At 68.7% G+C, this 24460-nt stretch carries 19 protein-coding genes; 11 read left to right on the top strand and 8 right to left on the bottom strand.

What is annotated here, in order from left to right:
- The first annotated feature begins 156 nt into the window (after positions 1 to 156).
- Positions 157 to 2481 (top strand): arylsulfatase, encoded by a 2325-nt coding sequence (locus Mth01_RS01670; RefSeq protein WP_204010104.1) that lies wholly within the window; start codon positions 157 to 159, stop codon positions 2479 to 2481.
- A 96-nt stretch (positions 2482 to 2577) separates the two neighbouring features.
- Here Mth01_RS01670 and Mth01_RS01665 read toward each other — a convergent pair whose 3' ends face one another.
- Positions 2578 to 4179 carry an ABC transporter substrate-binding protein gene (locus Mth01_RS01665; protein WP_204010101.1) on the bottom strand — a complete coding sequence of 534 codons (1602 nt, stop codon included), beginning with the start codon at positions 4177 to 4179 and terminating at the stop codon, positions 2578 to 2580.
- A 347-nt stretch (positions 4180 to 4526) separates the two neighbouring features.
- Between Mth01_RS01665 and Mth01_RS01660 the strand changes: the two genes are divergently transcribed.
- The gene (locus Mth01_RS01660; protein ID WP_204010097.1) at positions 4527 to 5300 is read left to right on the top strand and encodes an SDR family NAD(P)-dependent oxidoreductase; all 774 of its coding nucleotides are present in this window, start codon (positions 4527 to 4529) and stop codon (positions 5298 to 5300) included.
- 142 nt (positions 5301 to 5442) lie between these two features.
- Here Mth01_RS01660 and Mth01_RS01655 read toward each other — a convergent pair whose 3' ends face one another.
- The 4 genes from Mth01_RS01655 to Mth01_RS01640 all read right to left on the bottom strand — a co-directional run bounded on the left by Mth01_RS01655 (position 5443) and on the right by Mth01_RS01640 (position 9638).
- Positions 5443 to 7065 carry a flavin-containing monooxygenase gene (locus Mth01_RS01655; RefSeq protein WP_204010093.1) on the bottom strand — a complete coding sequence of 541 codons (1623 nt, stop codon included), beginning with the start codon at positions 7063 to 7065 and terminating at the stop codon, positions 5443 to 5445.
- A gap of 73 nt (positions 7066 to 7138) precedes the next feature.
- Entirely contained in the window at positions 7139 to 8098 is a 960-nt protein-coding gene (locus Mth01_RS01650) for an alpha/beta hydrolase (RefSeq protein WP_239089068.1), read from the bottom strand.
- An 81-nt stretch (positions 8099 to 8179) separates the two neighbouring features.
- The gene (locus tag Mth01_RS01645; RefSeq protein WP_204010090.1) at positions 8180 to 8722 is read right to left on the bottom strand and encodes a nuclear transport factor 2 family protein; all 543 of its coding nucleotides are present in this window, start codon (positions 8720 to 8722) and stop codon (positions 8180 to 8182) included.
- A gap of 145 nt (positions 8723 to 8867) precedes the next feature.
- On the bottom strand, positions 8868 to 9638 hold the full coding sequence (locus Mth01_RS01640) for an SDR family NAD(P)-dependent oxidoreductase (protein ID WP_204010087.1): 771 nt from the start codon (positions 9636 to 9638) through the stop codon (positions 8868 to 8870).
- Positions 9639 to 9971: 333 nt separating this feature from the next.
- Here Mth01_RS01640 and cysD point away from each other — a divergent pair, with 333 nt between their 5' ends.
- From cysD to Mth01_RS01625, 3 genes are read left to right on the top strand one after another with little or no spacing between them, the layout of a single operon-like run.
- On the top strand, positions 9972 to 10886 hold the full coding sequence (cysD, locus tag Mth01_RS01635) for a sulfate adenylyltransferase subunit CysD (RefSeq protein WP_204010084.1): 915 nt from the start codon (positions 9972 to 9974) through the stop codon (positions 10884 to 10886).
- Between the two features lie 41 nt (positions 10887 to 10927).
- Positions 10928 to 12178, top strand: a complete 1251-nt coding sequence (gene cysN, locus Mth01_RS01630; protein WP_204010144.1) for a sulfate adenylyltransferase subunit CysN — start codon at positions 10928 to 10930, stop codon at positions 12176 to 12178.
- A 40-nt stretch (positions 12179 to 12218) separates the two neighbouring features.
- A complete protein-coding gene (locus tag Mth01_RS01625; protein ID WP_204010081.1) occupies positions 12219 to 12968 on the top strand; it encodes an SDR family oxidoreductase in 750 nt (249 codons plus the stop codon).
- A 62-nt stretch (positions 12969 to 13030) separates the two neighbouring features.
- Here Mth01_RS01625 and Mth01_RS01620 read toward each other — a convergent pair whose 3' ends face one another.
- The 3 genes from Mth01_RS01620 to Mth01_RS01610 form a co-directional block, all read right to left on the bottom strand.
- Entirely contained in the window at positions 13031 to 13813 is a 783-nt protein-coding gene (locus Mth01_RS01620; RefSeq protein WP_204010078.1) for a 3'(2'),5'-bisphosphate nucleotidase CysQ, read from the bottom strand.
- An 85-nt stretch (positions 13814 to 13898) separates the two neighbouring features.
- The gene (locus tag Mth01_RS01615) at positions 13899 to 16112 is read right to left on the bottom strand and encodes a sulfatase-like hydrolase/transferase (RefSeq protein ID WP_204010075.1); all 2214 of its coding nucleotides are present in this window, start codon (positions 16110 to 16112) and stop codon (positions 13899 to 13901) included.
- An 82-nt stretch (positions 16113 to 16194) separates the two neighbouring features.
- Entirely contained in the window at positions 16195 to 17067 is an 873-nt protein-coding gene (locus tag Mth01_RS01610; RefSeq protein WP_204010071.1) for a TIGR03619 family F420-dependent LLM class oxidoreductase, read from the bottom strand.
- A 186-nt stretch (positions 17068 to 17253) separates the two neighbouring features.
- Between Mth01_RS01610 and Mth01_RS01605 the strand changes: the two genes are divergently transcribed.
- The 6 genes from Mth01_RS01605 to Mth01_RS01580 all read left to right on the top strand — a co-directional run bounded on the left by Mth01_RS01605 (position 17254) and on the right by Mth01_RS01580 (position 24458).
- Entirely contained in the window at positions 17254 to 18330 is a 1077-nt protein-coding gene (locus Mth01_RS01605; protein WP_204010068.1) for a DUF1214 domain-containing protein, read from the top strand.
- A gap of 41 nt (positions 18331 to 18371) precedes the next feature.
- Positions 18372 to 19955 (top strand): ABC transporter substrate-binding protein, encoded by a 1584-nt coding sequence (locus Mth01_RS01600; protein ID WP_204010065.1) that lies wholly within the window; start codon positions 18372 to 18374, stop codon positions 19953 to 19955.
- The gene (locus Mth01_RS01595) at positions 19897 to 21084 is read left to right on the top strand and encodes a TIGR03619 family F420-dependent LLM class oxidoreductase (protein ID WP_308440763.1); all 1188 of its coding nucleotides are present in this window, start codon (positions 19897 to 19899) and stop codon (positions 21082 to 21084) included. The genes Mth01_RS01600 and Mth01_RS01595 overlap by 59 nt, the downstream gene beginning before the upstream one ends.
- 643 nt (positions 21085 to 21727) lie before the next feature.
- The gene (locus Mth01_RS01590; protein ID WP_239089056.1) at positions 21728 to 22519 is read left to right on the top strand and encodes an IclR family transcriptional regulator; all 792 of its coding nucleotides are present in this window, start codon (positions 21728 to 21730) and stop codon (positions 22517 to 22519) included.
- Positions 22520 to 22635: 116 nt separating this feature from the next.
- Positions 22636 to 23580: an ABC transporter permease gene (locus Mth01_RS01585; protein ID WP_204010056.1), complete on the top strand. Its 945-nt coding sequence runs from the start codon at positions 22636 to 22638 to the stop codon at positions 23578 to 23580.
- A complete protein-coding gene (locus Mth01_RS01580) occupies positions 23577 to 24458 on the top strand; it encodes an ABC transporter permease (RefSeq protein WP_204010054.1) in 882 nt (293 codons plus the stop codon). The genes Mth01_RS01585 and Mth01_RS01580 overlap by 4 nt, the downstream gene beginning before the upstream one ends.
- Positions 24459 to 24460: the final 2 nt, after the last annotated feature.

The following is a 24460-nucleotide window of genomic DNA, read 5'->3' as shown; positions in this document are numbered from 1 at the left end:
GACCGAGAAGACCACCCGGCTGACCGGATGCCGGCGTTAGTTTCCCCGAATGTCACACCAACTGAAGGTCTCGACCGCCTTTCGTGCTCTGCGGCCCGTGGTCGCCGCCGAACTGACCGGGCGGCGACGATGAGTGTCGGCCGCACGATCCTGCCCATGGCGTCGGCGGAGCCCGTGAGTGCTCCCACCGTCGACGTACGCGACCTCGAACGTCCCTACCCGGTACGGCGTGCGGTCCGCGCGCCCGAGGGGGCGCCGAACGTGCTGGTGATCCTCGTGGACGACATGGGCTTCGGCGCGTCGTCCGCCTTCGGGGGGCCGTGCCGGATGCCCGCGGCGGACCGGCTCGCCGCGGGCGGGCTGCGGTACACCCGGTTCCACACCACCGCGATCTGCGCACCGACCCGCACCGCGCTGCTCAGCGGCCGCAACCACCACAGCGTGGGGATGGGCACGGTCCCGGAACTCGCCACCTCCGCGCCCGGGTACAACTGCGTCCGGCCGGACTCGATGGCGACCCTGCCCCGGATCCTGTCCGGCAACGGTTACCACACCGGCGCCTTCGGCAAGATGCACCAGACGCCGATGTGGGAGGTCGGGGAGACCGGCCCGTTCGACCGCTGGCCGACCAACGAGGGGTTCGACCGGTTCTACGGGTTCATCGGCGCGGAGACCAACCAGTACTCCCCGGCGCTGATCGACGGGCTGACCCCCGTCGAGCCGCCCCGGACTCCGGAGGAGGGCTACCACCTCTCCGAGGACATCGTGGACCAGGCGGCCGGCTGGATCACGAACGTGACGGCCCTGGAGCCCGAACGACCCTGGTTCGCCTACGTGAGCTTCGGCGCCTGCCACGACCCCATCCACGTGCCCGAGAGCTGGCGGGGACGGTACCGGGGTGAGTTCGACCACGGCTGGAACGCCCAGCGGGAGCGCACGCTGGCGCGGCAGAAGGAGATGGGCCTGGTGCCCGAGGACGCCGGCCTGCCGGCGTTCGACCCCGACGTGCCGGACTGGGCCGACCTCGACGACGACGAACGCACGGTGTGCGCGCGCCTGATGGAGCTCTACGCGGAGTTCGCCGAGCACATGGACGCCCAGGTGGGCCGGCTCGTCGACACCGTCGAGGGGCTGGGGCAGCTCGACAACACGATCGTGCTGTACGTGCTCGGCGACAACGGCGCGGCGGCCGAGGGGGGCCTGTACGGCTCGGCCAACCTGGTCCGCAACCTCAACCAGGTGCCGTACACCGTGCAGGACACCCTCGCCCAGTTGGACGAGCTGGGCGGGCCGATGACCTACCCGCACTACCCGGTGGGCTGGGCGCTGGCGATGAACACGCCGTACCAGCAGTCGAAGAAGTACGCCTCGCACTACGGCGGCACCCGCAACGGGATGATCGTGCACTGGCCCCGGGGCATCGAGTCCCGGGGAGAGCTGCGCCACCAGTGGCACCACTGCATCGACGTGACGCCCACGATTCTGGAGGCCGCCGCAATCCCGCAGCCGAAGATCGTGGACGGCGTCGTGCAGGCGCCGATCGAGGGCACGTCGTTCCGCTACACCTTCGACGGTGCCGAAGCCCCGGACCGGCACACCACCCAGTACTTCGAGATCCACGGCAGCCGGGGCATCTACGACCGGGGGTGGACCGCGGTCGCCCGGCACAACCAGATGCCGTGGGCCCGGCCCCGGCGCCCGGCGACCCCGTTCGCCGACGACGTCTGGGAGCTCTACGACACCAACGCGGACTGGACCCAGGCCGTGAACGTCGCCGACCTTCACCCGGACAAGCTCCAGGAACTGAAGCAGAAGTTCCTCGTCGAAGCGGCCAGGTTCAACGTCCTGCCGCTCGACGACCGCATGCACGAACGCTTCGACCCCAGGCGGGCGCCCCGCCCGGACCTGCTGGGAGAGCGGCGTTCCATCGTGCTGCGGCCGGGCATGCGGGGCATGCGCGAAGGCACCGCCCCGGACTTCAAGAACACCTCGTTCACCCTCGAGGTGCAACTCGAGGTCCCCGAGACGGGGGCCGACGGCGTGCTGATCGCCCAAGGGGGACGCTTCGCGGGCTGGTCGCTGTACGTCAGGGACGGCCGGCCGGTCTACTGCCACAACCGGTGCGGGGAGCGGACCTACGTCAGAGGAACCGAGCCGCTGACTCCGGGCTCGCACGTCGTCCGGCTCCGCTTCGACTACGACGGCGGCGGGGTGGGACGCGGCGGCGGCGTGATCCTGCGCGTCGACGACCGCGAAGTCGCGACCGGCCGGCTGGAGCGCACGATCGGGCTCCAGTTCTCGATGGACGAGACCCTCGATGTGGGCTGTGACCGGGGGACCCCGGTCACGGAAGAGTACGCGGCCCAGCCGGCCGCCAACGCCTACCGGGGGCTCATCGACCACATCGCCGTACGGCTGGACGAACGCCGCGACGCGCCGACCCAGCGGGAACGGGAACGGGTCGTCATGATCACTCATTGAGTGGGAAGAGAGGCGCCGGGCCGGCCCGGAAGGACCGGCCCAGCGGCTTTCCCAGCGGCTTTCGACGGCCCGCGAGTGCCGGGCGTGCTCAGCAGGTCACTTGACCAGGTACGTGTTCCGGAAGTCGGCGACGCCGCCGTTCACCGAGGCGAAGTCGTCCAGGCCGCGCACCTTGCCGTCGGCGACGTAGCCGCCGATGCCCTGCAACAGGGGTGCGTACAGGGCGTTGTCGGTGGCGTAGGAGATCGCCTCGCCGACCTTGGCGGCCCGCTGCTCATCGGTCAGCGACGGGTCGTCGACGCCCTCGATCAGCTTGACCAGCTCCGGGTCGGCGCCCGTGGGCCGGTAGATCGGGTTGACGAACAGCCGCTGCAGCCACGAGTAGGGATCGATCGAGGGCAGGGTCATGTACATCAGCTGGATGGGGTTCGGCGCCTTGGCCCACCCGGTGACCATGGCGTACACGTCCAAGGAGCGCAGCTGGATCTTGATGCCGACGGCCGCCAGGTCGGCCTGCACCGCCTGGGCGACGGCGGGCAGCGCACCCGTCTGGGCGACCAGCATCTCCCCGCCGTCGAAGCCGTCGGGGTGGCCGGCCTCCGCGAGCAGCTGCTTGGCCTTGTCCGGGTCGTAGGCGTAGGCGCTTTCGCGGGCGGCGTCGAAGCCGGGCAGCTGCTCGGGCCACGGCTGCACCCGCGGCGTGGTCACCGGCTGGAGGGCGTCCACGATCGCCTGCCGGTTGATCGCGTGGTTGATCGCCTGGCGGACCTTGACGTCGTCGTACGGCTTGACCGACGGCTTGATGTTCAGCCCCACCATGTTCAGTGCCTGGGAGAGCGGCTGCGTCTGCAGCCGGCCCGAGTCCAGCTGCGCCTGGTAGGGCTGCTTGTGCCCTTCCCAGGTGACGATGTCGGCCTGGCCGCTCTTGACCGCGTTGTCCATCGCCTCCAGGCTGCTGTAGGCGGTGATGGTGACCTCGGCGGGTTTGCCGGTCTTGGGATCCCAGATGCCGCCCTCGTCGGTGCGCCGCTTGTAGACCACGCTCTGGCCGGGCTTGAACGACTCGATGACGTAGGCGCCGGTGCCCACCGGGTGGGTGGCCAGGTCGGGGTTGTTCAGCGCCTTGGGGGAGATCATGATCCCGCCCAGTGTGCTCGCCAGCGCCGACAGCACCGTGGTGCTGGCCTTCTTCAACTGGAGTTCGACGGTGTCGGCGGAGACCACCTTCACGCCGGCCACGTCGGCCAGGTATGCCTGAACGGCCGTCTTGTCGGCCTTCTGGGAGAACTCCAGGTTCGCCTTGACCGCCTCGGCGTCGAACGGCGCGCCGTCGCTGAAGGTGACGCCCTGGCGCAGGGTCAGCGTGAGCGTCGTGCCGTCGGGGGAGAACTCCCATTTGGTGGCGAGCATCGGCTCGTACTGCGCGTTGGGTCCGACCTGGAGCAGCCGGTCGTAGACCGGCCAGGTCCCGATCGTCAGTTGGGTGGGCTCGGGCGCCTGCCGGGGGTCCAGCGACTGGGGCACCGGCATGCCGATGTCGAGGGTCGCGTTGCCGTCGACCGTGTCACCCCCACTACCGGTCGCGGCGGTGCTGCTGCTGCTCGCTCCGCCGCAGCCGGCCAGCAGCGTCGCGGTGGCCAGTGCCGCGCAGAGCGCGATCGCCCCTCGCCTCCGGCGCAATCTACTGTTCCGCTTCATCGTGTTCCTTTCCTCGTTCGACGGCGCGCCGACGAACAGGACCTCAAAACAGGGGTCACCGAACGGCCGTCCTCGAGTCCGAGTTCACGCCGGTTCGGGCTCGCCATGCCGCGACCGCTCACCGACGCGATGATCACAGTCGCGGTGCCTGTCCCGGCGAGCAGGCTGACGAGTTCGCATGATTCGTGTCACAGACGCTAATTCCAGGTCCGCGGGCGCCCGTCCGGCGTCCCGGTGACCGAGATGGGGCGGCAGTTCGTTCTGATCCGGACGCACACTCACTGCCGGTGAGCTCCAGCGGGGGGCTCAGCGGGAACGGCCCGCGAAGCGCGAATCGACGGAGCGTCATGAACCGGTTCGAAGGTAAGAATGTTCTGATCACGGGCGCGTCCGCCGGCATCGGCCAGGCCACCGCCGTCCGGTTCATCGCCGAGGGCGCCACGGTGTTCGGCCTGGCGCGCAGCGCGGAGGGCCTCAAGGAGACCGAGGGCATGGTCGCCGACCCGGGCCGCTTCCGCTCCCACCACGTCGACATGGCCGACGACGCCTCCATCGTCGCGGCGGTGCGGGCGGCGGCCGAGGATCTCGGCGGCCGCATCGACGTGGTCTGCAACATCGCCGGGGTCACGCTGGCCACCCCGATCGACGACCTGGACATCGACCGGGTCCGCACCATCAACCAGGTGAACTTCGTCGGCCCGCTCCGGCTCATCTCCGAGGCGCTGCCGCACATCCCCGCGGGCGGCTCCAGCGCGATCGTCAACGTCGCCTCCACCTCGGGAACCCAGGCGATGCCCACGATGGCCGCCTACGCCGGCTCCAAGGCGGCGCTGGTCTCGGCCTCCTTCACCCTGGCCGTCGAGCTGGCCCCCAAGAGGATCCGGGTCGTCCCGATCTCCCCGTCCGGTGTGCAGACCAAGATGAAGGGGGATTTCGCGAAGCAGCTGCAGGGCTACCGAGGCGGCGACTGGTATTCGCGACTGACCCTTCTGTGGGGCCGGGAGACGATGGGCCAGGCCGACGACCTGGCAGCGTTCATCGCGTTCGCCGCCTCAGAGGAGGCCAAGTACTGGAACGCGTCCGAACTGCGCGTCGACGGCGGCACCCGCGCCTCGTTCTGAAGGCACGTGCCCGCACGTCCCGCCCGCGTCTCCTCGCGATCCTCCGACCTCGGCGGGCCGGGGCGCCCTTCGGGAGCGGACGATCGCCGCCGCTCTTGCCGGACGCCCCAGCCATTTACGCGGATCGCTACCAGCAGGCGGGCTACCTGCTCAGGACGAATCCCTCGTAGCCGGCCTCGACCTGCTCGTTACACCGTTGGACGTATCGGTCGAAGCCGCCGACGTAGACCATGAACACGCGGGGCTTGCCGGCGATATTGGCTCCCAGATACCAGGAGTCCGCCTTCTTGTAGAGCGTGTAGTCGGCGACCACGTTCACCTCGGCGCTCCAGTTGTCCTCCCATTCGGAGGTCGTGTCGACGCGCTCGTAGCCGTTCTCCTCCATGTGTTCGATGAACTCGACGACCCAGTCGACCTGCGCTTCACCACTGGTGATCATCTGGGCGAGGACCGATGGACTTCCAGGGCCGTGGATCATGAAAAGGTTGGGGAATCCGGCGACGAAGTAGCCGAGATAGCTGGTCGGGCCGTCCCTCCACTTGTCGCGGAGATCCATGCCGTCGACGCCGGTCACGTTCATCCTGGTCATCGCCCCGGTCATCGCGTCGAAACCGGTCGCGAAGATGATGATGTCCAGGTCATAGGCCGCGGCGGTCGTCTTCAGACCGGTTGGAGTGATCTCGGTGATCGGGTCGCTGCGCACGTCGACGAGGGTGACGTTCTCGCGGTTGAACGTCTCGTAATATCCGGTGTCGAGACAGAGCCGCTTGGTGCCGAACGGATACGTCTTCGGGCACAGCAGTTCTGCGACAGTCTGGTCCTTGACCGTCTGCCGGATCTTGTTCCGCACGAACTCGGCGACGATTTCGTTGGCCTCCAGATTCACCATCGTTTCGCGGAAACAGCGGATGAACTCGAAGCCGCCCTTGGACCCCCACGCCTTGTTCAGGATCTGCTCGCGCTCCTCGGGGGTGAATTCGAAGATGGAGCGGTCCGCCGGATTCGCCCAGTAGACCGCGCCGGGGTCCTGGGAGATGGCGGCGCGCCGTTCGGTGTAGTTCTCCTTCCATTCGCGTTCGTACTCGGGTTCGAGCGGCCGGTTCTTCGACGGCAGGCTGAAGTTCGGGGTGCGCTGGAAGACGTGGAGGTGACCGGCCGTCTCGGCGACTACGGGAGCGACCTGGATCCCGGTCGATCCGGTCCCGATGAGCCCCACCCGCTTGCCGGTGAAGTCGACCTCCTCCCTGGGCCAGTTCGCGGTGTGGTACCACTGGCCCTGGAAGGAGTCCAGGCCCGGGAACTGTGGAATGTTCTCGGCGTTCAGGCTGCCGGCGGCGGCTAGGACGTACTTGGCGACGACCTGGTCGCCCCGATCGGTCCGGACGTGCCAGCGGTTCGCCGCCTCGTCGAACCGGAGCCGGTTCACCCGGGCGCCGAACCGAATCCGCTCACGGAGGTCGAACCGATCGGCGACATGGTTGGCGTACGCCTCGAGATCGGGCTGGGGGGAGTAGTGCTCGGGCCACCTCCACTCCTGCTGGAGGTCCTCGTCGAACGAGTACGAGTACTGCATGCTCTCGATGTCGACCCGGGCCCCGGGGTATCGGTTCCAATACCACGTGCCGCCCACTCCGTCGCCCGCTTCGAAGCAGATGACCTTCGCGTTCAGGTCACGAAGCCGGTACAGCGCGTACAGCCCGCTGAAGCCCGCTCCGATGACGACGACGTCGTATTCGGCTCCCGTGATCGGTCTCGCGGATTCCATCGATGCTTCTTCTGCCGTCGACATCGGGATGTTCCTTTCCACTCTGGGTGCTCCGGTTTCGGCCAAGGCGGCCCTACGCCCCGGCGGGGCGGGGCGCCAGTCCCCGGCGGGTGGCGTCGATCAGTTCCGCGCGCATCCGCTGCGAGACCCCGGCCATCGGCAGGGCGCCGCCGGAGCCGTGGAACGTCCCCGGGAACAGGTGCAGCTCGGTGGGCACTCCGTGCTGGACGAGCCGCTGCGCGTACGCGATGCCCTCATCGCGCAGCGGGTCGAACTCGCAGACCGAGACGTACGCCGGGGGGAGCCCGGACAGGTCGGTCGCGCGGGCGGGTGCGGCATAGGGCGAGACCGGGTCGTCCTCCTGCCGCGGGCCGAGGTAGTGCCGCCAGCTGTGGATCGCGTTGGGGAGGTTCCACAGCGGCGTGTCGGTGAACTCCCGCATCGACGGGGTGTCGAGCCGGTCGTCGAGCACGGGGATGTCGAGCAGCTGGAAGCACAGCTCGGGCCCGCCGCGGTCACGCGCGAGCAGGGCCGTCGCGGCCGCGAGGCCGGCGCCGGCGCTGACCCCGCCCACCGCGATCCGAGCCGGGTCGACGCCCAGGGCGGCGGCGTTCTTCGCGGTCCACCGCAGCACCGCGTAGTAGTCCTCGACGGGGGCGGGGAAGGGGTGCTCCGGCGCCAGCCGGTAGTCGACCGAGATGACGACGGCGCCGACCTCGGCGGCGATCTGCGCGGGAAGGGCCTTTTCGCCCTCGGCGTCGCCCAGGACGAACCCTCCGCCGTGGCCGTACACCAAGGCCGGCCGCTCCCCGTTGTGCTCGGTGGGCGCGAACACCAGGATCGGGACGTCGGGAGCCCCGTCCGGGCCGGGCACCGTCCGCCGCTCGAGGGTCAGCCCGGCGGGGAGCTCGAACGGCGGCAACTGCTCGATCATGGCCGCGGTGAAGGCGCGGGCGGCCGCGAGATCGGTGACGTCGAGCGTGGGGAGCATCGAGATCCACGGCTGGATCTCGGGATCGTAGGCGTAGGTCACGGCAGTTCCTCCTGGAGCGACGGGGGAGTCAAAATTTGTAGCGGAATGTGAGCTTTGTCATTAGCCATGGCAACAGCCGGCTTATCTGCCGTTCTCTGGCTTCGCGGGCGCGATGCGGCGCTGGAGCAGGATGAGCGGGTCGTGCTCGTCGCGCCGTCCCGTGGGGCCGTCGCCTTCCTTGGCCACGAACCGGCCCGCCTCCGAGCGGGTCCATTCGCGTACGGCCCAGCGCTCGGAGATCGCCCAGCGGCCGTCCCGACAGGTCATGTGGTCGACATAGCGCGCGCCGCTGGTGAAGTTGACCCGGGGGTCGTCGGCCGGCTCACCCCAGTGGACGAAGGTTCCGTACGTCTCCGCGATCGCCACGTCGCCGTACAGCTCGACGAGGTGGTTCCCCACGATGTGCATGGTGCCGCCGAGACGGGCCCGGAGCTTGGGCTCGACCCAGGCGAGGAACTCCTCGACGGTCCCCTCGAATCCGGTGTGATGGTCGATCGCGCCGGGATGGTAGGCCGAGCGGACCAGGTCGAAGTCGAGCCGGTCGATGCCCCTGCAGTAGCGCAGGACGACATCGTGGATCTCCTGGCGGTCCGACCACTCCGAACGCTGTCGCGCCACGGTCATCCCTCCTCATCTCAGCAGGCAGTGGCGGGCGAGGGCGCCCATTGGGCGTACAGCGGGCTCGCCCCGGGTCCGCAGAGAACTCGTGGCTGCGTCGAGTCTCCGCGGACCCGGGGCACGGCGAGGCGCCGCCTGAGTGGCGTACGGCCTAGAACGAGGCGCGGGCGCCGCCGTCGATGCGCAGTTCGGACGCGTTCCAGTACTTGGCCTCCTCCGAGGCGGCGAACGCGATGAACGCGGCCAGCTCGTGGGCCTGACCCGACTCCTGCTGACCCCACAGGTGGATCATGCGGGAGTACCAGTCGCCCTCGTAGTCCTTCACCTGCTCCCAGATCTCCCACATCATCTTGGTCTGCACGCCGGACGGGGAGATCGGCACGACCCGGATCCGCTTGGGGGCCAGCTCGACGGCCAGGGTGAGGGAGGCGGAGACCAGGGCCGCCTTGGAGCCGGCGTAGGCGGCCATCGTGGGCACCGCCTGGGTCGCCGCGTTGGAGGCGACGTTGACGATCGCGCTGGAGCCGCCCGCGGGGATGTGCGGCAGCGCCTCGGAGATGAGCCGGAGCGGGCCGACGAAGTTCACCTGGTTGATGGTGCGGACCCGGTCGATGTCCAGGTCGTCGATCGGGGTGGCCAGCGTGACCCCGGCGATGTTGCAGACCACGTCGATGCGGCCGCCGAGATCCTCGGCCGCCGCCCGCACCGCCGTGACGATGGAGGCGTCGTCGGCCATGTCGACGTGGTGGGAGCGGAACCGGCTCGGGTCGGCGACCATGCCCTCGGTCTCCTTGAGGCCCTCGGCGTTGCGGCCCAGGCCGAACACCGTGGCGCCCTCGGCGATGAACCGGACCGCGGTGGCCTGGCCGATGCCGGCGGACGCGCCCGTGATCAGAACATTCTTACCTTCGAATCGGTTCATGACGCTCCGTAGTGCTAGTTCAGTGGTTCTGTCGGTGCTGGCTGAGCGGCAGCGCTGTGAGGCGTGTCTCCCTCGGGCTGCGAGTGTGCGTCCCGATACGTGTGATCTCTGCCTTTGTCCCAGTCATTGGGACGGCACACGGGCATCCGCCCGCCCGGAATTAGCGTCTGTGGCACGGACCAGGTTGGACCCGTTAGCCGGCCAGGACAGGCGCCACGACAGCCACCCCGTAATCGTCGTTATCGCGGCCATCGGGCGCTGTGAAGATGCGATGCGGCATATGGACGTCGTGGGCCACGCCCGCCGGGCCTGTGACGAGAGAGGCCGCAGCAGATGACGACCATGCAAATGGAGTATCGCCTGAGCCAGTTGGATCAGCTGGAGGCGGAGTCGATTCACATTTTCCGCGAGGTTGCCGCGGAGTTCGAGAAGCCGGTGCTGATGTGTTCGGGTGGCAAGGACTCGATCGTGATGCTCCGGCTGGCGGAGAAGGCTTTCTACCCGGCGAAACTGCCGTTTCCGATCCTTCAGGTCGACACCGGGTTCGACTTCCCGGAGGTGCTTGAGGCGCGGGACAGATGGGTGGCGCGTCTCGGCGCCCGTCTCGTGGTGGCCTCGGTGGATGAGGCGATCAGGCGGGGGATCGTGGTCGACGACGGCAGGACGAGCCGGAACCGACTGCAGATCGGGACGCTGCTGAACGCGATTGAGGAGAACGGGTTCACCGCGGCGTTCGGCGGTGGCCGCCGCGACGAGGAGAAGGCACGCGCCAAGGAGCGGATCTACTCCCACCGCGACGAGTTCGGCCAGTGGGACCCGAAGAACCAGCGCCCGGAGTTGTGGAACCTCTACAACGGACGGATCCGCCCGGGTGAGCACATGCGGATCTTCCCGCTGTCGAACTGGACCGAGTTGGACGTCTGGCACTACATCGCCCGCGAGCGGATCGACATCCCCACGATCTACTACGCGCACGACCGCAACGTGATCGCCAGGGACGGGATGCTGCTGTCGGCGTCGCACGCCGTGCAGCCGAGGGACGGGGAGAAGATCGAGAGGCGCCGGGTGCGCTTCCGCACGGTCGGCGACATGACGCTGACCGGCTGCGTCGAGTCGGACGCGGACAACGTAGAGAAGATCATCGAGGAGATCTCGGTGGCCCGGGTGACCGAGCGGGGCGCGACCCGCGGCGACGACCGGTTCAGCGAAGCCGCGATGGAGGACCGGAAGAAGGAGGGCTACTTCTGATGACCACCCCGAACACCGCTCCCGAGGCGGTGGGCACCGGAATGGACCTGCTGCGGTTCGCCACCGCCGGGAGCGTGGACGACGGCAAGTCGACGCTGATCGGCCGGCTGCTCTACGACTCCAAGGCGATCTTCGAGGACCAGTTGGAGGCCGTGGAGGCCGTCAGCGAGGGGCGCGGCTACGAGTACACCGACCTCGCCCTGCTGACCGACGGGCTGCGCTCGGAGCGTGAGCAGGGGATCACGATCGACGTGGCGTACCGCTACTTCGCCACGCCGAAGCGGAAGTTCATCATCGCCGACACCCCCGGGCATGTGCAGTACACCCGCAACATGGTCACCGGCGCGTCCACCGCCGACCTCGGCCTGGTGCTGGTCGACGCCCGCAAGGGCCTTTCCGAGCAGTCCCGCCGGCACGCCGTGCTGCTGTCGCTGCTGCGGGTGCCGCACCTCGTGCTGGCCGTCAACAAGATGGACCTGGTCGACTACGACGAGGCCACCTTCACGCGGATCCACGCCGAGTTCACCGCGTTCGCCACCAAGCTGAACATCCCTGATCTGACGATGATCCCGATCTCGGCGCTCAAGGGTGACAACGTGGTGTCGCGCAGCGAGAACATGCCCTGGTACGAGGGCCCCTCGCTGATGCATCACCTCGAGAACGTGCACGTGGCCTCCGACCGCGACCTGGTCTCCGCCCGGCTGCCGGTGCAGTACGTCATCCGCCCCAAGTCCGACGACTTCCACGACTTCCGCGGCTACGCCGGCCAGATCGCCGGCGGCGTGATGAAGCCGGGCGACGAGGTGATAGTCCTCCCGAGCGGGTTCACCTCGAAGATCTCCTCGATCGAGCTGTTCGACCGCGAGATCGCCGAGGCGTTCCCCCCGATGAGCGTGACGGTCCGGTTGACCGACGACATCGACGTGTCCCGCGGGGACATGATCGCCCGGGTCAACAACGCGCCGAAGCCGAGCCAGGACATCGACGCCATGGTCTGCTGGATGACCAACAAGCCGCTGCGGCAGGGTCAGAAGCTCGCCGTCAAGCACACCACCCGGACGGCCCGGGCACTGGTCAAGGACATCCAATATCGTCTCGACATCAACACCCTGCACCGCGACTCCGACGTCGGAGAGCTCGCACTGAACGAGATCGGCCGGGTCCGGCTGCGCACCACCGCGCCCCTGCTCTGCGACCCGTACGCGAGGAACCGGACCACGGGGTCCTTCATCCTCGTCGACGAGGTCACCGGCGTCACGGTCGGCGCAGGCATGATCAACGACGTCGCGTGAGGGCCGCGTGACGGTCGCGTGAGGACAGTGAGGAGAATCGATGGGCAGGCTTGACGGAAAGGTCGCGTTGATCACCGGGGGCGCCCGCGGCATGGGCGCCTCCCACGTGCGCGCCTTCGTGGCGGAAGGCGCCAAGGTGGTCTTCGGGGACATCCTGGAGGACGAGGGCCGGGCGCTGGAGAAGGAGCTCGGCGACGGCTGCCGGTTCGTCCCGCACGACGCCACCTCGGTGGAAGGCTGGGAGGCCGTCGTCGGCGTGGCCACCACCACCTTCGGCGGACTGCACGTGCTGGTCAACAACGCCGGAATCCTGGGCTTCGGGTCGCTCGAGGAGATGACCGTCGAGGACTACCGCCGGATCCTGGACGTCAACCTCGTCTCACAGTGGCTGGGGCTGAAGTACGGCAGCGCGGCGATGAGCGAGGGAGGCTCGATCGTCAACATCTCCTCGGTCAACGGAATCGTCGGCGGGGACCGGCTGACCGGCTACTCCTCCAGCAAGTTCGGGGTGACGGGCCTGACCAAGTCCGCAGCCATCGAGCTGGCGCCGAAGAAGATCCGGGTCAACTCGGTGCACCCGGGGGGCGTGGCGACCCCGATGCTGGGCATGGGCGAAGGCGACGTGCAGGACGTCACGGCCGGCCCGATGGCACGCATCCCGATTCCCCGCTTCGCGCGGGCGTCGGAGGTCAGCAACCTGGTGCTCTTCCTCGCCTGCGACGAGTCGAGCTACTGCACCGGGGCGGAGTTCCTGATCGACGGCGGCATGACCGCGGGCGCGGGCTTCTGAACCCCAGCGACAGGGCCCAGGTCGGTTTCCCGACCTGGGCCCTGCCGTTTGTCAGCCGACGGTCAGCCCGCGCTGTATCTCTTCACGAAGTCCAGGATCCGCGCGGCCAGTTCCGGCCGGCACACCAGCAGGTCGGGAAGGAGCACATCGTCCTGGTTGTAGCGGAGCTCGGAGCCGTCCACCCGGCTCGTGTGCAGACCGGCGGCCCGGGCGACGGCGACGGGGGCCGCCGAGTCCCATTCGTACTGCCCGCCCGCGTGGACGTACGCGTCGGTGACGCCGCGGACGACCGAGATGACCTTCGCGCCCGCCGATCCCATCGGCACCAGGGTGGCGCCGATCTCCTCCGCCAACGCGTTCACGAACTGGGGCGGCCTCGTCCGGCTCACCGCGAGCCGCGGGGGCCCGTCGACCGGCGCCGCGACCACCGGCGGTGTGTCGGCGCCGAACGTCTCGCCGAGCCCCGGCAGCGCGACGGCGCCCGTGACCAGCTCGCCGTCGGCCCACAGCGCCACGTGGACCGCCCAGTCGGTGCGCGGCGGCTCGCTGAACTCCCTCGTCCCGTCGACCGGGTCGACGATCCAGACGCGTTTCGCCGTCAGCCGCGCCTTGTCGTCCCTGCCCTCCTCGCTCAGGATCGCGTCACCGGGGCGGTACTCGCTGATGGCCCGCATCAGGAACTCGTGCGACGCGCGGTCACCCTGCTCCTTGAGCTTGTCGCTCGCCAGGTCCTGCTCGCGCACGCGCAGCAGGAGCTCTCCCGCCTTGGTCGCGACCCAGCGGGCGAACGCCCCGTCGTCGGGGGTCGCCTCCTCGTAGACGGGAAGGGCGTCGTCGGAATTCATGACCGTCCAAACTTGTGATCGTCGTGTCGATTGTCGTGGGCGGAAGCCGGGTCGTACGGCCCGGCTCCCAGTGAACCTCGAATCCTCAGTGAACCTCGAATTCGACGCGGTCCAGGCCGCCCTCGAACGGATACACGTGCGGGTAGTTCCCGACCGGCGATCCCGAGGTCGCGCCGACGTCGAAGGTCTCGTCGATCGAGAAGAAACCACGAGGTGTGCGCGGGGTCCGGTCGCTGCCCAGCTCGGCGCCGTCGAGACGCAGCGTGATCTGTGCCCCCCTGCCGGGGCCACCGCCGTCGTAGGCCAGGTCGACCTCCAGGACGTGGCGGCCGGTGGGGACGGCCGCCGGACCGGCCAGGTGGACCCGACCGGCCTCGAACGCCCGGTAGACGAACTCGGGCCGGCCGTCCTGCGTCAGGTACAGCGCCCAGCCCGCGTTGTCGCCTCCCATGGAGGCCAGCACGCCGCGGGCGCCGCCGCCGGGCACGTCGATGTGCGCGCGCATGGTCCACGACCGGGCGCGCAGCGGCGGCGCGTTGGTCTCCGGGGTGCCCACGGCCCCCCGGTGGTAGGCGAAGCGGGTACGGCCGGTGGCCAGGTTCGGCATCGGCGTACGACGCGCCCGCGCGTCGCGCAGCGGCTGGATGTCCACCCGGGCCGCCTCCTTGGCGAACAGCTCCTGAAGCTCGGCGAGCCGCTCCGGCTCCGAACCCGCCAGATCGCGCGCCTGGCTGAAGTCCCGACGGGTGTCGTACAGCTCCCAGACGTCGGCCTCGAAGGGCGCGTCGACGGGCGGCAGCCCGACCGTCCAGGGCATGCCCGCGCGGTGGAACGCCGACGCGATCCAGCCGTCGTGGTAGATCGAGCGGTGCCCGAACACCTCGAAGTACTGCGTGGTGTGCCGCTCCGGGGCGTCGGCGTCGTCGAAGCTGTAGACCAGGCTGGTGCCGTCCATCGGCGCCTGCTCCACCCCGTCGACCACCGCGGGCGGTTCGATCCCCGCCACGTCGAGGATGGTGGGCACGATGTCGTTGACGTGGGAGAACTGGCTGCGCAGGCCACCGGCGTCCCTGATCCCGGCAGGCCAGGAGACCACCATCGGGTTGCGGGTGCCGCCGAAGTGCGAGGCCACCTGCTTGACCCACTGGAACGGCGCCGTCATCGCCCAGGCCCAGCCCGCCGGGTACTGCGGGTAGGACTTCTTGCCGCCGATCTCGTCGAGCCGTTCGATCTGGACCTCGATCGGCTCCTGCATGCCCTGCAGGGCGCCGAAGTAGTTGATGCTTCCCTTCATCCCGGCCTCGGCGCTGCTGCCGTTGTCGCCGACGACGTAGACGAACAGCGTGTTGTCGAACTGCCCGCTCTCCTTCAGCGCGGCGATCAGCCGGGCGATCTGGACGTCGGTGTGCTCCAGGAAACCCGCGTACACCTCCATCAACCGCTCGGCGACCCGCTTCTCGTCGTCGCGGAGCGTGTCCCAGGCCGGCAGCTCGTCGGGACGGGGGGTCAGCTCGGTGTCCTCGGGTACGACGCCGAGCGCCTTCTGACGGTCCAGGATCTCCTGCCGTACGGCGTCCCAGCCCTGGGCGAACCGCCCGCGGTACTTCTCGCTCCACATACCGGGGACGTGCAGCGGCGCGTGGGTGGCGCCGGGCGCCAGGTAGAGCAGGAACGGGCGGTCGGGAGCCAGCGAGTTCTGCATCCGGATCCACTCGATCGAGCGGTCCACCAGGTCCTCGGTGAGGTGGTAGTCGTCGCCGTCGGGCCGGGCGACCGGCGTGGTGCCCTGGTACAGCGTCGGCTCGTACTGATGGGTCTCACCGCCGAGGAACCCGTAGAACGTGTCGAAGCCGCGGCCGGTGGGCCAGCGATCGAACGGTCCGATCTGCGAGGTCTCCCACGGGGGAGCCAGGTGCCACTTGCCGAAGCAGGCGGTGCTGTACCCGTTCTTCCGCAGCACCGTGGCGATGGTCGCCGTGCTGTCACGCAGGATGCCCTGGTAGCCCGGGTATTTGTTGGCGGAGTTCATGACCGTGCCGACGCCGGCCACGTGCGCGTCCCGCCCGGTCAGCAGCGAGGCCCGGGTGGGCGAACAGATCGCCGTGGTGTGGAAGCGGTTGTAACGCAACCCCTCCCTTGCCAGCTCTTCGATGGCCGGTGTCTCCACCGGCCCCCCGAACGGGGCGGAGGCGCCGAAACCGACGTCGTCGAGGAGCACGAGCACGACGTTGGGGGCCCCCTCCGGGGCATGAGGCATCGACAGGTCTGGGCTGTCGGGCTCCGGGGAGCGATGGGGCATGTGCACTCCTTACACTCTTCGGCTCGATGGCCGCCAGGGCGGCAGCAGGGGGAGGTCACGCTCGGCTGGGTACATACATCGCTCAGTACGCGGCGATGACCTCGTCGGCGAACCGGCGCAGCGAGGCCAGCCTTCCCCCGGGGGTCGGCTTCTCGTCGTACATCCGCCAGGGCACCACCCGGCAGACGGTGACCCCGGCCTCTTCGAGCGCGCGGTAGTCGTCGATGCCGCGGACGTTGGTGGGCGAGACGTCGATCTCGAACGGAACGTCGGCGCGGCCGTACTCGGCGCGCAGCTCGGTGAGCCGCCCGATGGCCTCGCGGAGTTGTTCCGCGGTGGTGTTCACCGAGATCCAGCCGTCGCCGATGCGGGCCGCCCGCCGCAGCCCCGGCTCGCTGTGACCGCCGATGTGGACCGGCACCGGACGGTCCGGAGCCGGGCTGATCATCAGCCGGTCGAAGTCGTAGTGCTTGCCGTGGTATTCCACCCACTCGGGGCCGTTCCCGGCGCAGACCGCCTTGATGATCTCGACCGCCTCGTCGGTGCGCGCGCCGCGGGTGCGCATGTCGGTGCGGGTGAAGGTGAACTCCTCGGGGATCCACGACAGCCCGACCCCGAGCGCCACGCGATCACGTGACAGCACCGCGAGCGTGGCGACCTGCTTGGCCGTCAGCAAGGGGTCACGCAGCGGCAGCTTGAGCACGTTGGTGGAGAAGTGCAGCCGTTCGGTGACCGCCGCCATCGCGGCCATCGCGATGAACGGGTCCGGCATCGGCGTCTCGGCCTTCCACATCCGTTTGCCGTCGGACGTGTAGGGATAGTCCGCCGAGACGTGTTCGGGGAAGAACACCGAGTCCGGCATCCCGATGCTGTGGTAGCCGGCCTCCTCGGCCGCCGGCGCCAGTTCCAGCAGTTCCTCGGCGGGGAGCATCGCCCCCGACAGCGCCCACTTCATGTGTCAGTCAGCTCCAAGGTTCGGGTGGCCTCAACGTAGGCAGTGGGGCGTCCGCCGGGCGCGGGCATCCCGTTGAGCGAGACGGCGGTGACCGGCCTGGCCGGTCTCGGAGGCTGGGATGGTCATCTGCGATCGTGTCCGGCCGCCCTACGCTCGCCCAAACCGCGCGAGAGGTGGAGGTGCCGAGTGGGCACGAACGACGCGAACCACACGTGGGATGAGTTCTGCGACCGGCTGCGGGAGGCCGGCCGGACGCTGATCGACCAGGCCGCCCCGCAGGACCCGTTCAACCAGGCGGAAGGCGTACGCTACCTGATCCGGCTGCTGCGGTACGCCTCGATCAACTCGATCGAGTACTCCGACCCGCTCTACCCCCAGTTCACCAACGCGCTGGACCCGCACATGAAATGCAAGATCGGCGCGGACAACCCCGACAACATCTATATGCGCGCCAACGTGTCCGGAAAGTACCGGTACCGGGTCAGCGGGACGCGGGGTACGGTCCCGTTGCTGACCTTCGGGTCGAAGGCCAACCGCTATCACATCGACGGGACCATGGCCTCGACCGGTGAACTACACGGCGACGACATCCCGGTCGACGCCGACGGCCGCTTCAGCTTCATCGCGAGCAAGGACCGGCCCGAAAGCGGCGCCTGGCTGCCGCTGGCCGACGACACCACCAACATCACCGGACGCCAGTCCTTCCAGGACCGCTCCACAGAGATTCCCGCCGAGGTCACCATCGAGCTCATCGATGAGGAGCCGCGTCCGGCGCCGCTGGATCCCGACCGCTTCGCCCGGCAGTTGGACCTGGTCACCGCGTTCGTGGGGGGTACGGCTCAGACGTTCTCGACCTGGACGAAGATGTTCATGGAGCGGCCCAACGAGCTGCCCGACTGGGGTCAGGACTTCTTCCAGCAGGCCGGCGGCGACCCGACCATCTTCTACATCCACGGCTACTGGGACCTGGCCGAGGACGAGGCGTGGGTGATCGAGACCGAGGTGCCCGACTGCGAGTACTGGAACTTCGTCCTGCAGAACTGGTGGATGGAGTCACTCGACCACGACCGGATGAACACCTACATCAACAACCACACCGGAAAGCTCAACCCCGACGGGACCCTGACGATCGTGGTCTCGGCCAAGGACCCGGGCTTCGGGAACTGGATCTCCACCGGCTTCCACCGGCAGGGCACCGCGCTGCTGCGCTGGGTCAAAGCCGACCACCACCCCCTCCCGACCTGCAAAGTCATCAAGATCTGAGGAAATGGATGAAGCGCAACAGTAGATCGTCTCGGGGGCGAGTGGTAATCGCGGTATGCGCGGCCCTGGCCACCGGGACGCTGCTGGCCGGCTGCGGCGGAGCGAGCAGTAGCAGTAGCAGTAGCAGCAGCAGTGCCGCGACCGGTGGCGGTGACACGGTCGACGGCACCGCGACCCTCGACATCGCCATGCCGGTGGCCCAGTCGCTGGACCCCCGGCAGGCGCCGGAGCCCGGCCAGCTGCTGATCTCGGCCTGGCCGGTCTACGACCGGTTGATCCAGGTCGGGCCGGACGCGCGATATCAGCCGATGCTCGCCACCAAGTGGGAGTTCTCCTCCGACGGCACGACGCTGACGCTGACGCTGCGCCAGGGCGTCACGTTCAGCGACGGCACGCCGTTCGACGCCGAGGCGGTCAAGGCGAACCTGGACGCCTACCAGAAGGCCGACAAGACGGCCGTGCAGGCGAGCCTGGCCGACGTTGCCGGCGTGACGGTGCTCTCCGGCGACACCGTCGAGCTCCAGTTGAAGAAGGCCAGCACCACGGTGCTGTCGGCGCTGTCGAGCACGCTGAGCGGGATCATGGTCTCGCCGAAGGCGCTGAACAGCCCGGACCTGGCCGGCCACCCGGTCGGCACCGGCGCCTATGTGATCGAGTCGTTCAAGCCCGGCCAGAGCGTGGTCTACAAGCGGCGGACCGACGAGGGCGGCATCTGGGATCCCAAGACCGGCAAGCCCGCCGAGGTCGCCATCACCAGCTACAGCAGCTCGGAGGCGATGGAGAACGCGGTCAAGAGCGGCCAGGCCGACGTCATCACCTGGTCGGCCGGAGACAAGAAGCCGTTCCAGTCGCAGCTCGACTCGGGCCAGTTGCAGGCGCACGTGCTCACCCAGTCCACGAACACGGTGGGGCTGAACATCAAGCCGTCGGTCAAGCCGTACGACGACGTCAAGGTCCGCCAGGCGATCAACCACGCGATCAACCGGCAGGCCATCGTGGAGGCGTTGCAGCCGGCCAACAGGCCCCGGGTGCAGCCGTGGCCCGAGCAACTGCCCGGCTTCGACTCCGCCCGCGAAGGCGCCTACCCCTATGACCCGGCCAAGGCCAAGGAACTGCTCGCGCAGGCCGGCCACCCGGACGGCTTCGACGGCGGGGAGATGCTGGTCGCCCAGGTGCCCGGGTTTTCTGCCGTCGCGGAGGCGGTGCAGGCCGACCTCGCGGCGGTCGGCATCAAGATCCAGGTCCGTGTCATGGACATTTACTCCCTGGTGACCGAGTGGGCCAAGGCACCGAACCCGCTCGAGCTGATGTACATGAACACGTCGTCGATCGATGCCTACTCCTGGCTGCAGCGGCTGTTCGTCAACCCTCTGTGGCGGCCGGCGGGCGCCGACCCGGAGCTGGTCAAGCTGACCGAGGGCGTCGACGATCCGGCGCTGACCGATGAGCAGCGGGCCGAGAAGGTCGGCCGGGCGGTCGCCTACGCCACCGACAACGCCCTGTACGCGCCGCTGTGGCAGGGTTCCGGTGGCTACGTGGCCACCGGCAAGGTGCGCGGCCTGGACGATGTGGCCTCGGTGCACGGCGGCGTCGCCGACCTCCGGAACACGTACCTGGCCCAGTGACCCGCTGAGCAGACGTCACGGCGCCGAAGGGTGCCGGGCAGTCGAACCACTGCCCGCCACCCGGAGGCGCTCTCCCACCAGGAGATGCGTGATGGCCTGCTCGGTGAGTCGCTGCGCCGTCTCTCACCGATTGAGAGGGAGCACTATGCGCTTCGGAGTGTCCATTCCAGCGGATGGAAGATTCGCCGATCCCGCCGCGATCCGCGCCGTGGTCGAGGCCGCGGAGGACCTGGGCTACGACTCCGCCTGGTTCAGCGACCATATCGCCGTGCCGGCCTATGCCACCGAGGGCACATCGCCATGTTGGTATGACGCCCTGGCGTGCTGCCTCGTCGGTGCCGGATGGACCAGGCGCCTGCGCTTCGGGACCGACGTTCTCGTACTGCCGTATCGGCATCCGCTCGTCGTGGCGAAACTTGTCGCGACAGCCGACCAACTCAGCGGTGGCAGGCTGACCATCGGCGCCGGCGTGGGTTACATCCGAGGCGAGTTCGAGGCGCTCGGCACACCGGCATACGAGCAACGAGGCGCGGTCACCACCGAGTACCTCGACGTCCTGCGAACCGCATGGGAAAGCTCGGGAAGTTTGTCATTCCAGGGTAATTACCTTCAATTCACGGATGTGCACCTCGAGCCCAATCCACGTCAGCGTCCATTCCCATTATGGGCGGGAGGCAATGGAGCCGCAGCACGTCGACGGGCGGCGCTGCACGCCAACGGATGGCACCCGCTGTTCCCCTCGCCTTCTCGCTACAAGGACGGCCGAGAAGAAATTCTGCGGCTACGGGCGGCCGCCGGGCTCAGTGATACCTTCACGTTCTCATTGAGCACCGCGCTGGCTCGGATCCGGCTGTCAGACCGGGATGGAGAACGCGCCGCATCGGTCAGGCGAGATCTGCCGGACGAGTACGACTACCGGCCTGATGTGCCGACCACGGAGACGGGCCGCCCGTACTTCGTCGGAACACCGGACGAGCTGGCGAGCGATGTCCGGACCTACGCGTCTGCCGGTGTGGACCACGTGGTCTTACGGTTCTGGACGCCCGCACAGCCGATTCCGGTCACCGAGTTCGTCAGTCAGATGGAACGCTGGATGCGACACGTCGCCCCCACGACGAGGGGAACCTGAGTCGTTCCCGCTGGTCGTGACCGGTCCCGGAGGCTGGGACTGTGAGCTTGCGGTCGCGTCCGGCCGTCCTACGCTCGCGCGGGACGGCCTCCACCGGCAGGGGACCGCGCTGCCGCGCTGGGTCAGGGCCGACCGCCACCCGCTCCCGACATGCGAAGTGATCGAATGAGATTCATGGCCTGATCCTTTTCCTTCTCCCTCTTTTCGGATAGGAATTGCGAGATTGGCCGTACCGCCGCCCGCCGCTGATCATTTCTGGGACATCCCGGCTCTGCGGTCGCCGGCGAAGGGTCTCAGATTCCTATCGAAGGCATTTTGCGGGGTAGTAATTCGGCCAAGCGTTTGTTAGGTTGTTCCCCGTCCGCGCCGCCCTTGAAGCACGTGGTCGCGAGGGAGCCGTTATGTCACCGACCTCGGCCGACCCGACCAGCCCAGGGTGTGCGATCCGCGTGATGGCAGGGGCGTCGGACGGTGACCTGTGCGAGCGCTGGCCGGTGCCGGGAGTCCCGGCCTGTCGGCGGTTTCGAGAGGAACGCGGCCGCCGGGCGGAACGAACGCATCGGGAGGACGGGAGGAATCAATGACCATGCTCTCCATCGTGTCGGAATCGGGGCAAAAAGTACCGTCGTCGATGTTGGACCGGATGACCCTGATCATGGAGTGCTTCGCCGGGCACTCGTCCCGGCTCACGCTGGAGGACGTGGTCATGAGGACGCATCTGCCGAGGTCGACGACCCACCGCATCCTGGTGGACCTGGTGCGTCTGGGCTGGCTGCGGCAGTTTCCGAGCCACGGGTACGGCCTGGGCAGCAGGCTGCTGTCCTTCGGCGAGGACGCGGGCCACGGCCGGCTCCGGGAGGCGACCGCGGAGTCGCTGCACAACCTGGCCCTGCGCACCGGAATGGTGGTGCACCTCGCCGTCCTGGTCGACTCCAAGGTCCTCTATCTGGACAAGGTCGGCGGGCCCTTCGCCATGAAGGTGCCGTCCCGGGTGGGTGGCGGCGCCCCCGCCCACTCCACCGCGTTGGGCAAGTCCATGCTCGCCTGGCTCGAGCCGGAGCAGGTCGACGTCCAGGTCGGCGGCGCGATCGAACGGATGACCAGCAGGACGATTCACCGGCTCTCCGCACTGCATCAGGAACTGGGCCGGATCAGGGTGCGCGGGGGGCTGGCCTTCGAGCGCGGTGAGTGTTTCCCGGAAATCGCCTGCGTCGCCTCCGCCATCCGCTCACCCGAGGGGCCGGTGGCCAGCATCTCGCTGTGCGGCGAAGCGGATGCGCCACTCGAACGCGTCGCTCCCCTGGTGGCCCATGCCGCCCAGCGGGCCGCCATGGCGTTGACCCCCGGTGGGGAACTGCCGCGGTCGGGCCGACGGCAGGCGGAGCGGGCCGAACCTCGCGGCCGGGCCGTACTCCCAATCAGTGAGACGGCGTGATGGCGGACACACCCCGCGCCCTACGTTCGGGCTGGGGTCGCCGAGAGGGCGCCGCACGACTGACGAAAGCAGGGACGGGGCGACCCGGTCTCCCGTGGCAATGATGGTGGGAGCTCATGATCCGCTTCATCGGTAAGCGACTGCTGCTGGCAGTGCCGACGGTCGTGCTGGTGACGTTCCTCGTCTTCGTGCTGATGGAACTGTCACCCACCGACCCGGCGGTCGCGCTGGCAGGTGACAATCCGACCCCCGAGCGGCTCGCCGAACTGCGTCACATGCTGGGGCTGGACCGGCCTTTCCTGGAACGTTACTTCGACTGGGGACTGCACGCCCTGCAGGGGGATCTCGGCACCTCGCCGGTCACGCACCAGTCGGTCATCTCCGACCTGATGGCGCGGCTGCCGATCACCGCCTCCCTCGTACTCCTGTCGATGATCTTCACGCTGGTCATCGGAGTCGGCCTGGGCACGATCGCGGCACTCAAGAAGGGCGGGATCGTGGACTGGATCACCAACTCCATCGCGAACCTGCTGATGGCCATCCCGCCGTTCGTCGCCGCCATGCTGCTCGTGCTGTTCCTCGCGATCAGCAACCCGATCTTCCCGGCCACCGGTTACGCGACTCTCGGTGCGGGGCCGGGGCTGTGGCTGCAGTTCATGACGCTGCCGGCGCTCTCCCTGGCCATCATTCCCGCGGCGCTGCTGACACGTCAGGTGCGCGGCGCCCTGATCGACGCGCTGGAGGAGGACTACGTCCGCACCGCGCGAGCCAAGGGCCTGCGGCGCACGATGGTGGTGGGCAAGCACACGGCGAAGAACGCCGCCATTCCGGTGGTCACCGTGCTCGGCCTGGTGGTCACCCAGATGGTCGGCGGCGCGGTGGTCGTGGAGAGCATCTTCGCCATCCCCGGGCTGGGCTCGGTCAGCGTCGACTCCGTGCTCAAGGGCGACCTGGTGACGCTCCAGGGGTTGGTTCTTCTCGTGGCCGTCGCGGTGACGGTCGTCAACCTCCTCGTTGATGCCTCCTACGGCTACTTCAACCCGAGATTGAGGACAAGATGACAGCTCACGAGTCCGTGGGGACGAAGGAACGGCGCCGCCGCCGGAGCCGCGTGCTCAGGCGCCTGCTGCGGAACAGGGCCGCGGTCGTCTCGATGGCGGTGCTGGCGGTGCTCGGACTGGTCGCGATCTTCGCGGATCTGCTCGCGCCCGACGACCCCAACAAGGTCGCCCTCGTGCTGCGGCTGACCCCTCCCTCCGCGGAGCACTGGCTGGGCACCGACGCCCTCGGCCGCGACGTCCTCAGCCGGGTGCTCGTGGCGACCCGGGTCGACCTGCTCGCCTCACTGCAGGCGGTGGGCATCGCGCTGGTGGTCGGGGTGCCGCTGGGGATCGTCGCGGGCTACTGGGGCGGGATCGGCGACAGCCTGCTCAGCCGGGTCATCGACGCCCTGATGATGCTCCCGCCGCTGATCCTCGCCGTGGTCGTGGTCGCCATCCTGGGCCCGGGGCTGAGCAACGCGATGCTCGCCATCGCCATCGTGATCATCCCGAGCTTCTACCGCGTGGTGCGTGCCTCGACGCAGACCGCGTCCAGCGAGCTCTACATCGAAAGCGCCCGGGCGAGCGGATGCACCAGTTGGCGGATCCTGTGGCGGCACATCCTTCCCGCCGTCGCGCCGCCCCTGCTGGTTCAGGCGTCGTTCTCCGCCTCCGTGGTGATCGTCGCCGAGGCGAGCCTGTCCTTCCTGGGGCTCGGCGCCCGTGCGCCTCAGGCGACCTGGGGCCTGATGCTCAAGGAGGCCTCGTCGAACCTCACCACCAGCAGCTATCTGATCTATCCGCCGGCCATCATGGTGGCGATCACGATCCTCGCCCTCTCCCTGCTGGGTGACGGGCTCCGCGACGCCCTCGGGCGCCAGACGACGGACGGGAGGTGACC

The sequence above is a fragment of the Sphaerimonospora thailandensis genome (genome assembly GCF_016863115.1).
In the GTDB taxonomy this organism is placed as follows: Bacteria; Actinomycetota; Actinomycetes; order Streptosporangiales; family Streptosporangiaceae; genus Sphaerimonospora; species Sphaerimonospora cavernae.
This window is presented reverse-complemented; position numbering and strand designations above follow the sequence as displayed.

What these genes read in the sequence shown, in the direction of transcription:
- Mth01_RS01610 (WP_204010071.1), bottom strand. Translation starts at nt 17,067, where the DNA reads ATGAAGTGGGCGCTGTCGGGGGCGATGCTCCCCGCCGAGGAACTGCTG.
- Mth01_RS01620 (WP_204010078.1), bottom strand. Translation starts at nt 13,813, where the DNA reads ATGAATTCCGACGACGCCCTTCCCGTCTACGAGGAGGCGACCCCCGAC.
- Mth01_RS01615 (WP_204010075.1), bottom strand. Translation starts at nt 16,112, where the DNA reads ATGCCCCATCGCTCCCCGGAGCCCGACAGCCCAGACCTGTCGATGCCT.
- Mth01_RS01625 (WP_204010081.1), top strand. Translation starts at nt 12,219, where the DNA reads ATGGGCAGGCTTGACGGAAAGGTCGCGTTGATCACCGGGGGCGCCCGC.
- Mth01_RS01585 (WP_204010056.1), top strand. Translation starts at nt 22,636, where the DNA reads ATGATCCGCTTCATCGGTAAGCGACTGCTGCTGGCAGTGCCGACGGTC.
- Mth01_RS01595 (WP_308440763.1), top strand. Translation starts at nt 19,897, where the DNA reads ATGTGGCCTCGGTGCACGGCGGCGTCGCCGACCTCCGGAACACGTACC.
- cysN (WP_204010144.1), top strand. Translation starts at nt 10,928, where the DNA reads ATGGACCTGCTGCGGTTCGCCACCGCCGGGAGCGTGGACGACGGCAAG.
- Mth01_RS01655 (WP_204010093.1), bottom strand. Translation starts at nt 7,065, where the DNA reads ATGGAATCCGCGAGACCGATCACGGGAGCCGAATACGACGTCGTCGTC.
- Mth01_RS01665 (WP_204010101.1), bottom strand. Translation starts at nt 4,179, where the DNA reads ATGAAGCGGAACAGTAGATTGCGCCGGAGGCGAGGGGCGATCGCGCTC.
- Mth01_RS01640 (WP_204010087.1), bottom strand. Translation starts at nt 9,638, where the DNA reads ATGAACCGATTCGAAGGTAAGAATGTTCTGATCACGGGCGCGTCCGCC.
- Mth01_RS01590 (WP_239089056.1), top strand. Translation starts at nt 21,728, where the DNA reads ATGACCCTGATCATGGAGTGCTTCGCCGGGCACTCGTCCCGGCTCACG.
- cysD (WP_204010084.1), top strand. Translation starts at nt 9,972, where the DNA reads ATGACGACCATGCAAATGGAGTATCGCCTGAGCCAGTTGGATCAGCTG.
- Mth01_RS01580 (WP_204010054.1), top strand. Translation starts at nt 23,577, where the DNA reads ATGACAGCTCACGAGTCCGTGGGGACGAAGGAACGGCGCCGCCGCCGG.
- Mth01_RS01670 (WP_204010104.1), top strand. Translation starts at nt 157, where the DNA reads ATGGCGTCGGCGGAGCCCGTGAGTGCTCCCACCGTCGACGTACGCGAC.
- Mth01_RS01660 (WP_204010097.1), top strand. Translation starts at nt 4,527, where the DNA reads ATGAACCGGTTCGAAGGTAAGAATGTTCTGATCACGGGCGCGTCCGCC.
- Mth01_RS01645 (WP_204010090.1), bottom strand. Translation starts at nt 8,722, where the DNA reads ATGACCGTGGCGCGACAGCGTTCGGAGTGGTCGGACCGCCAGGAGATC.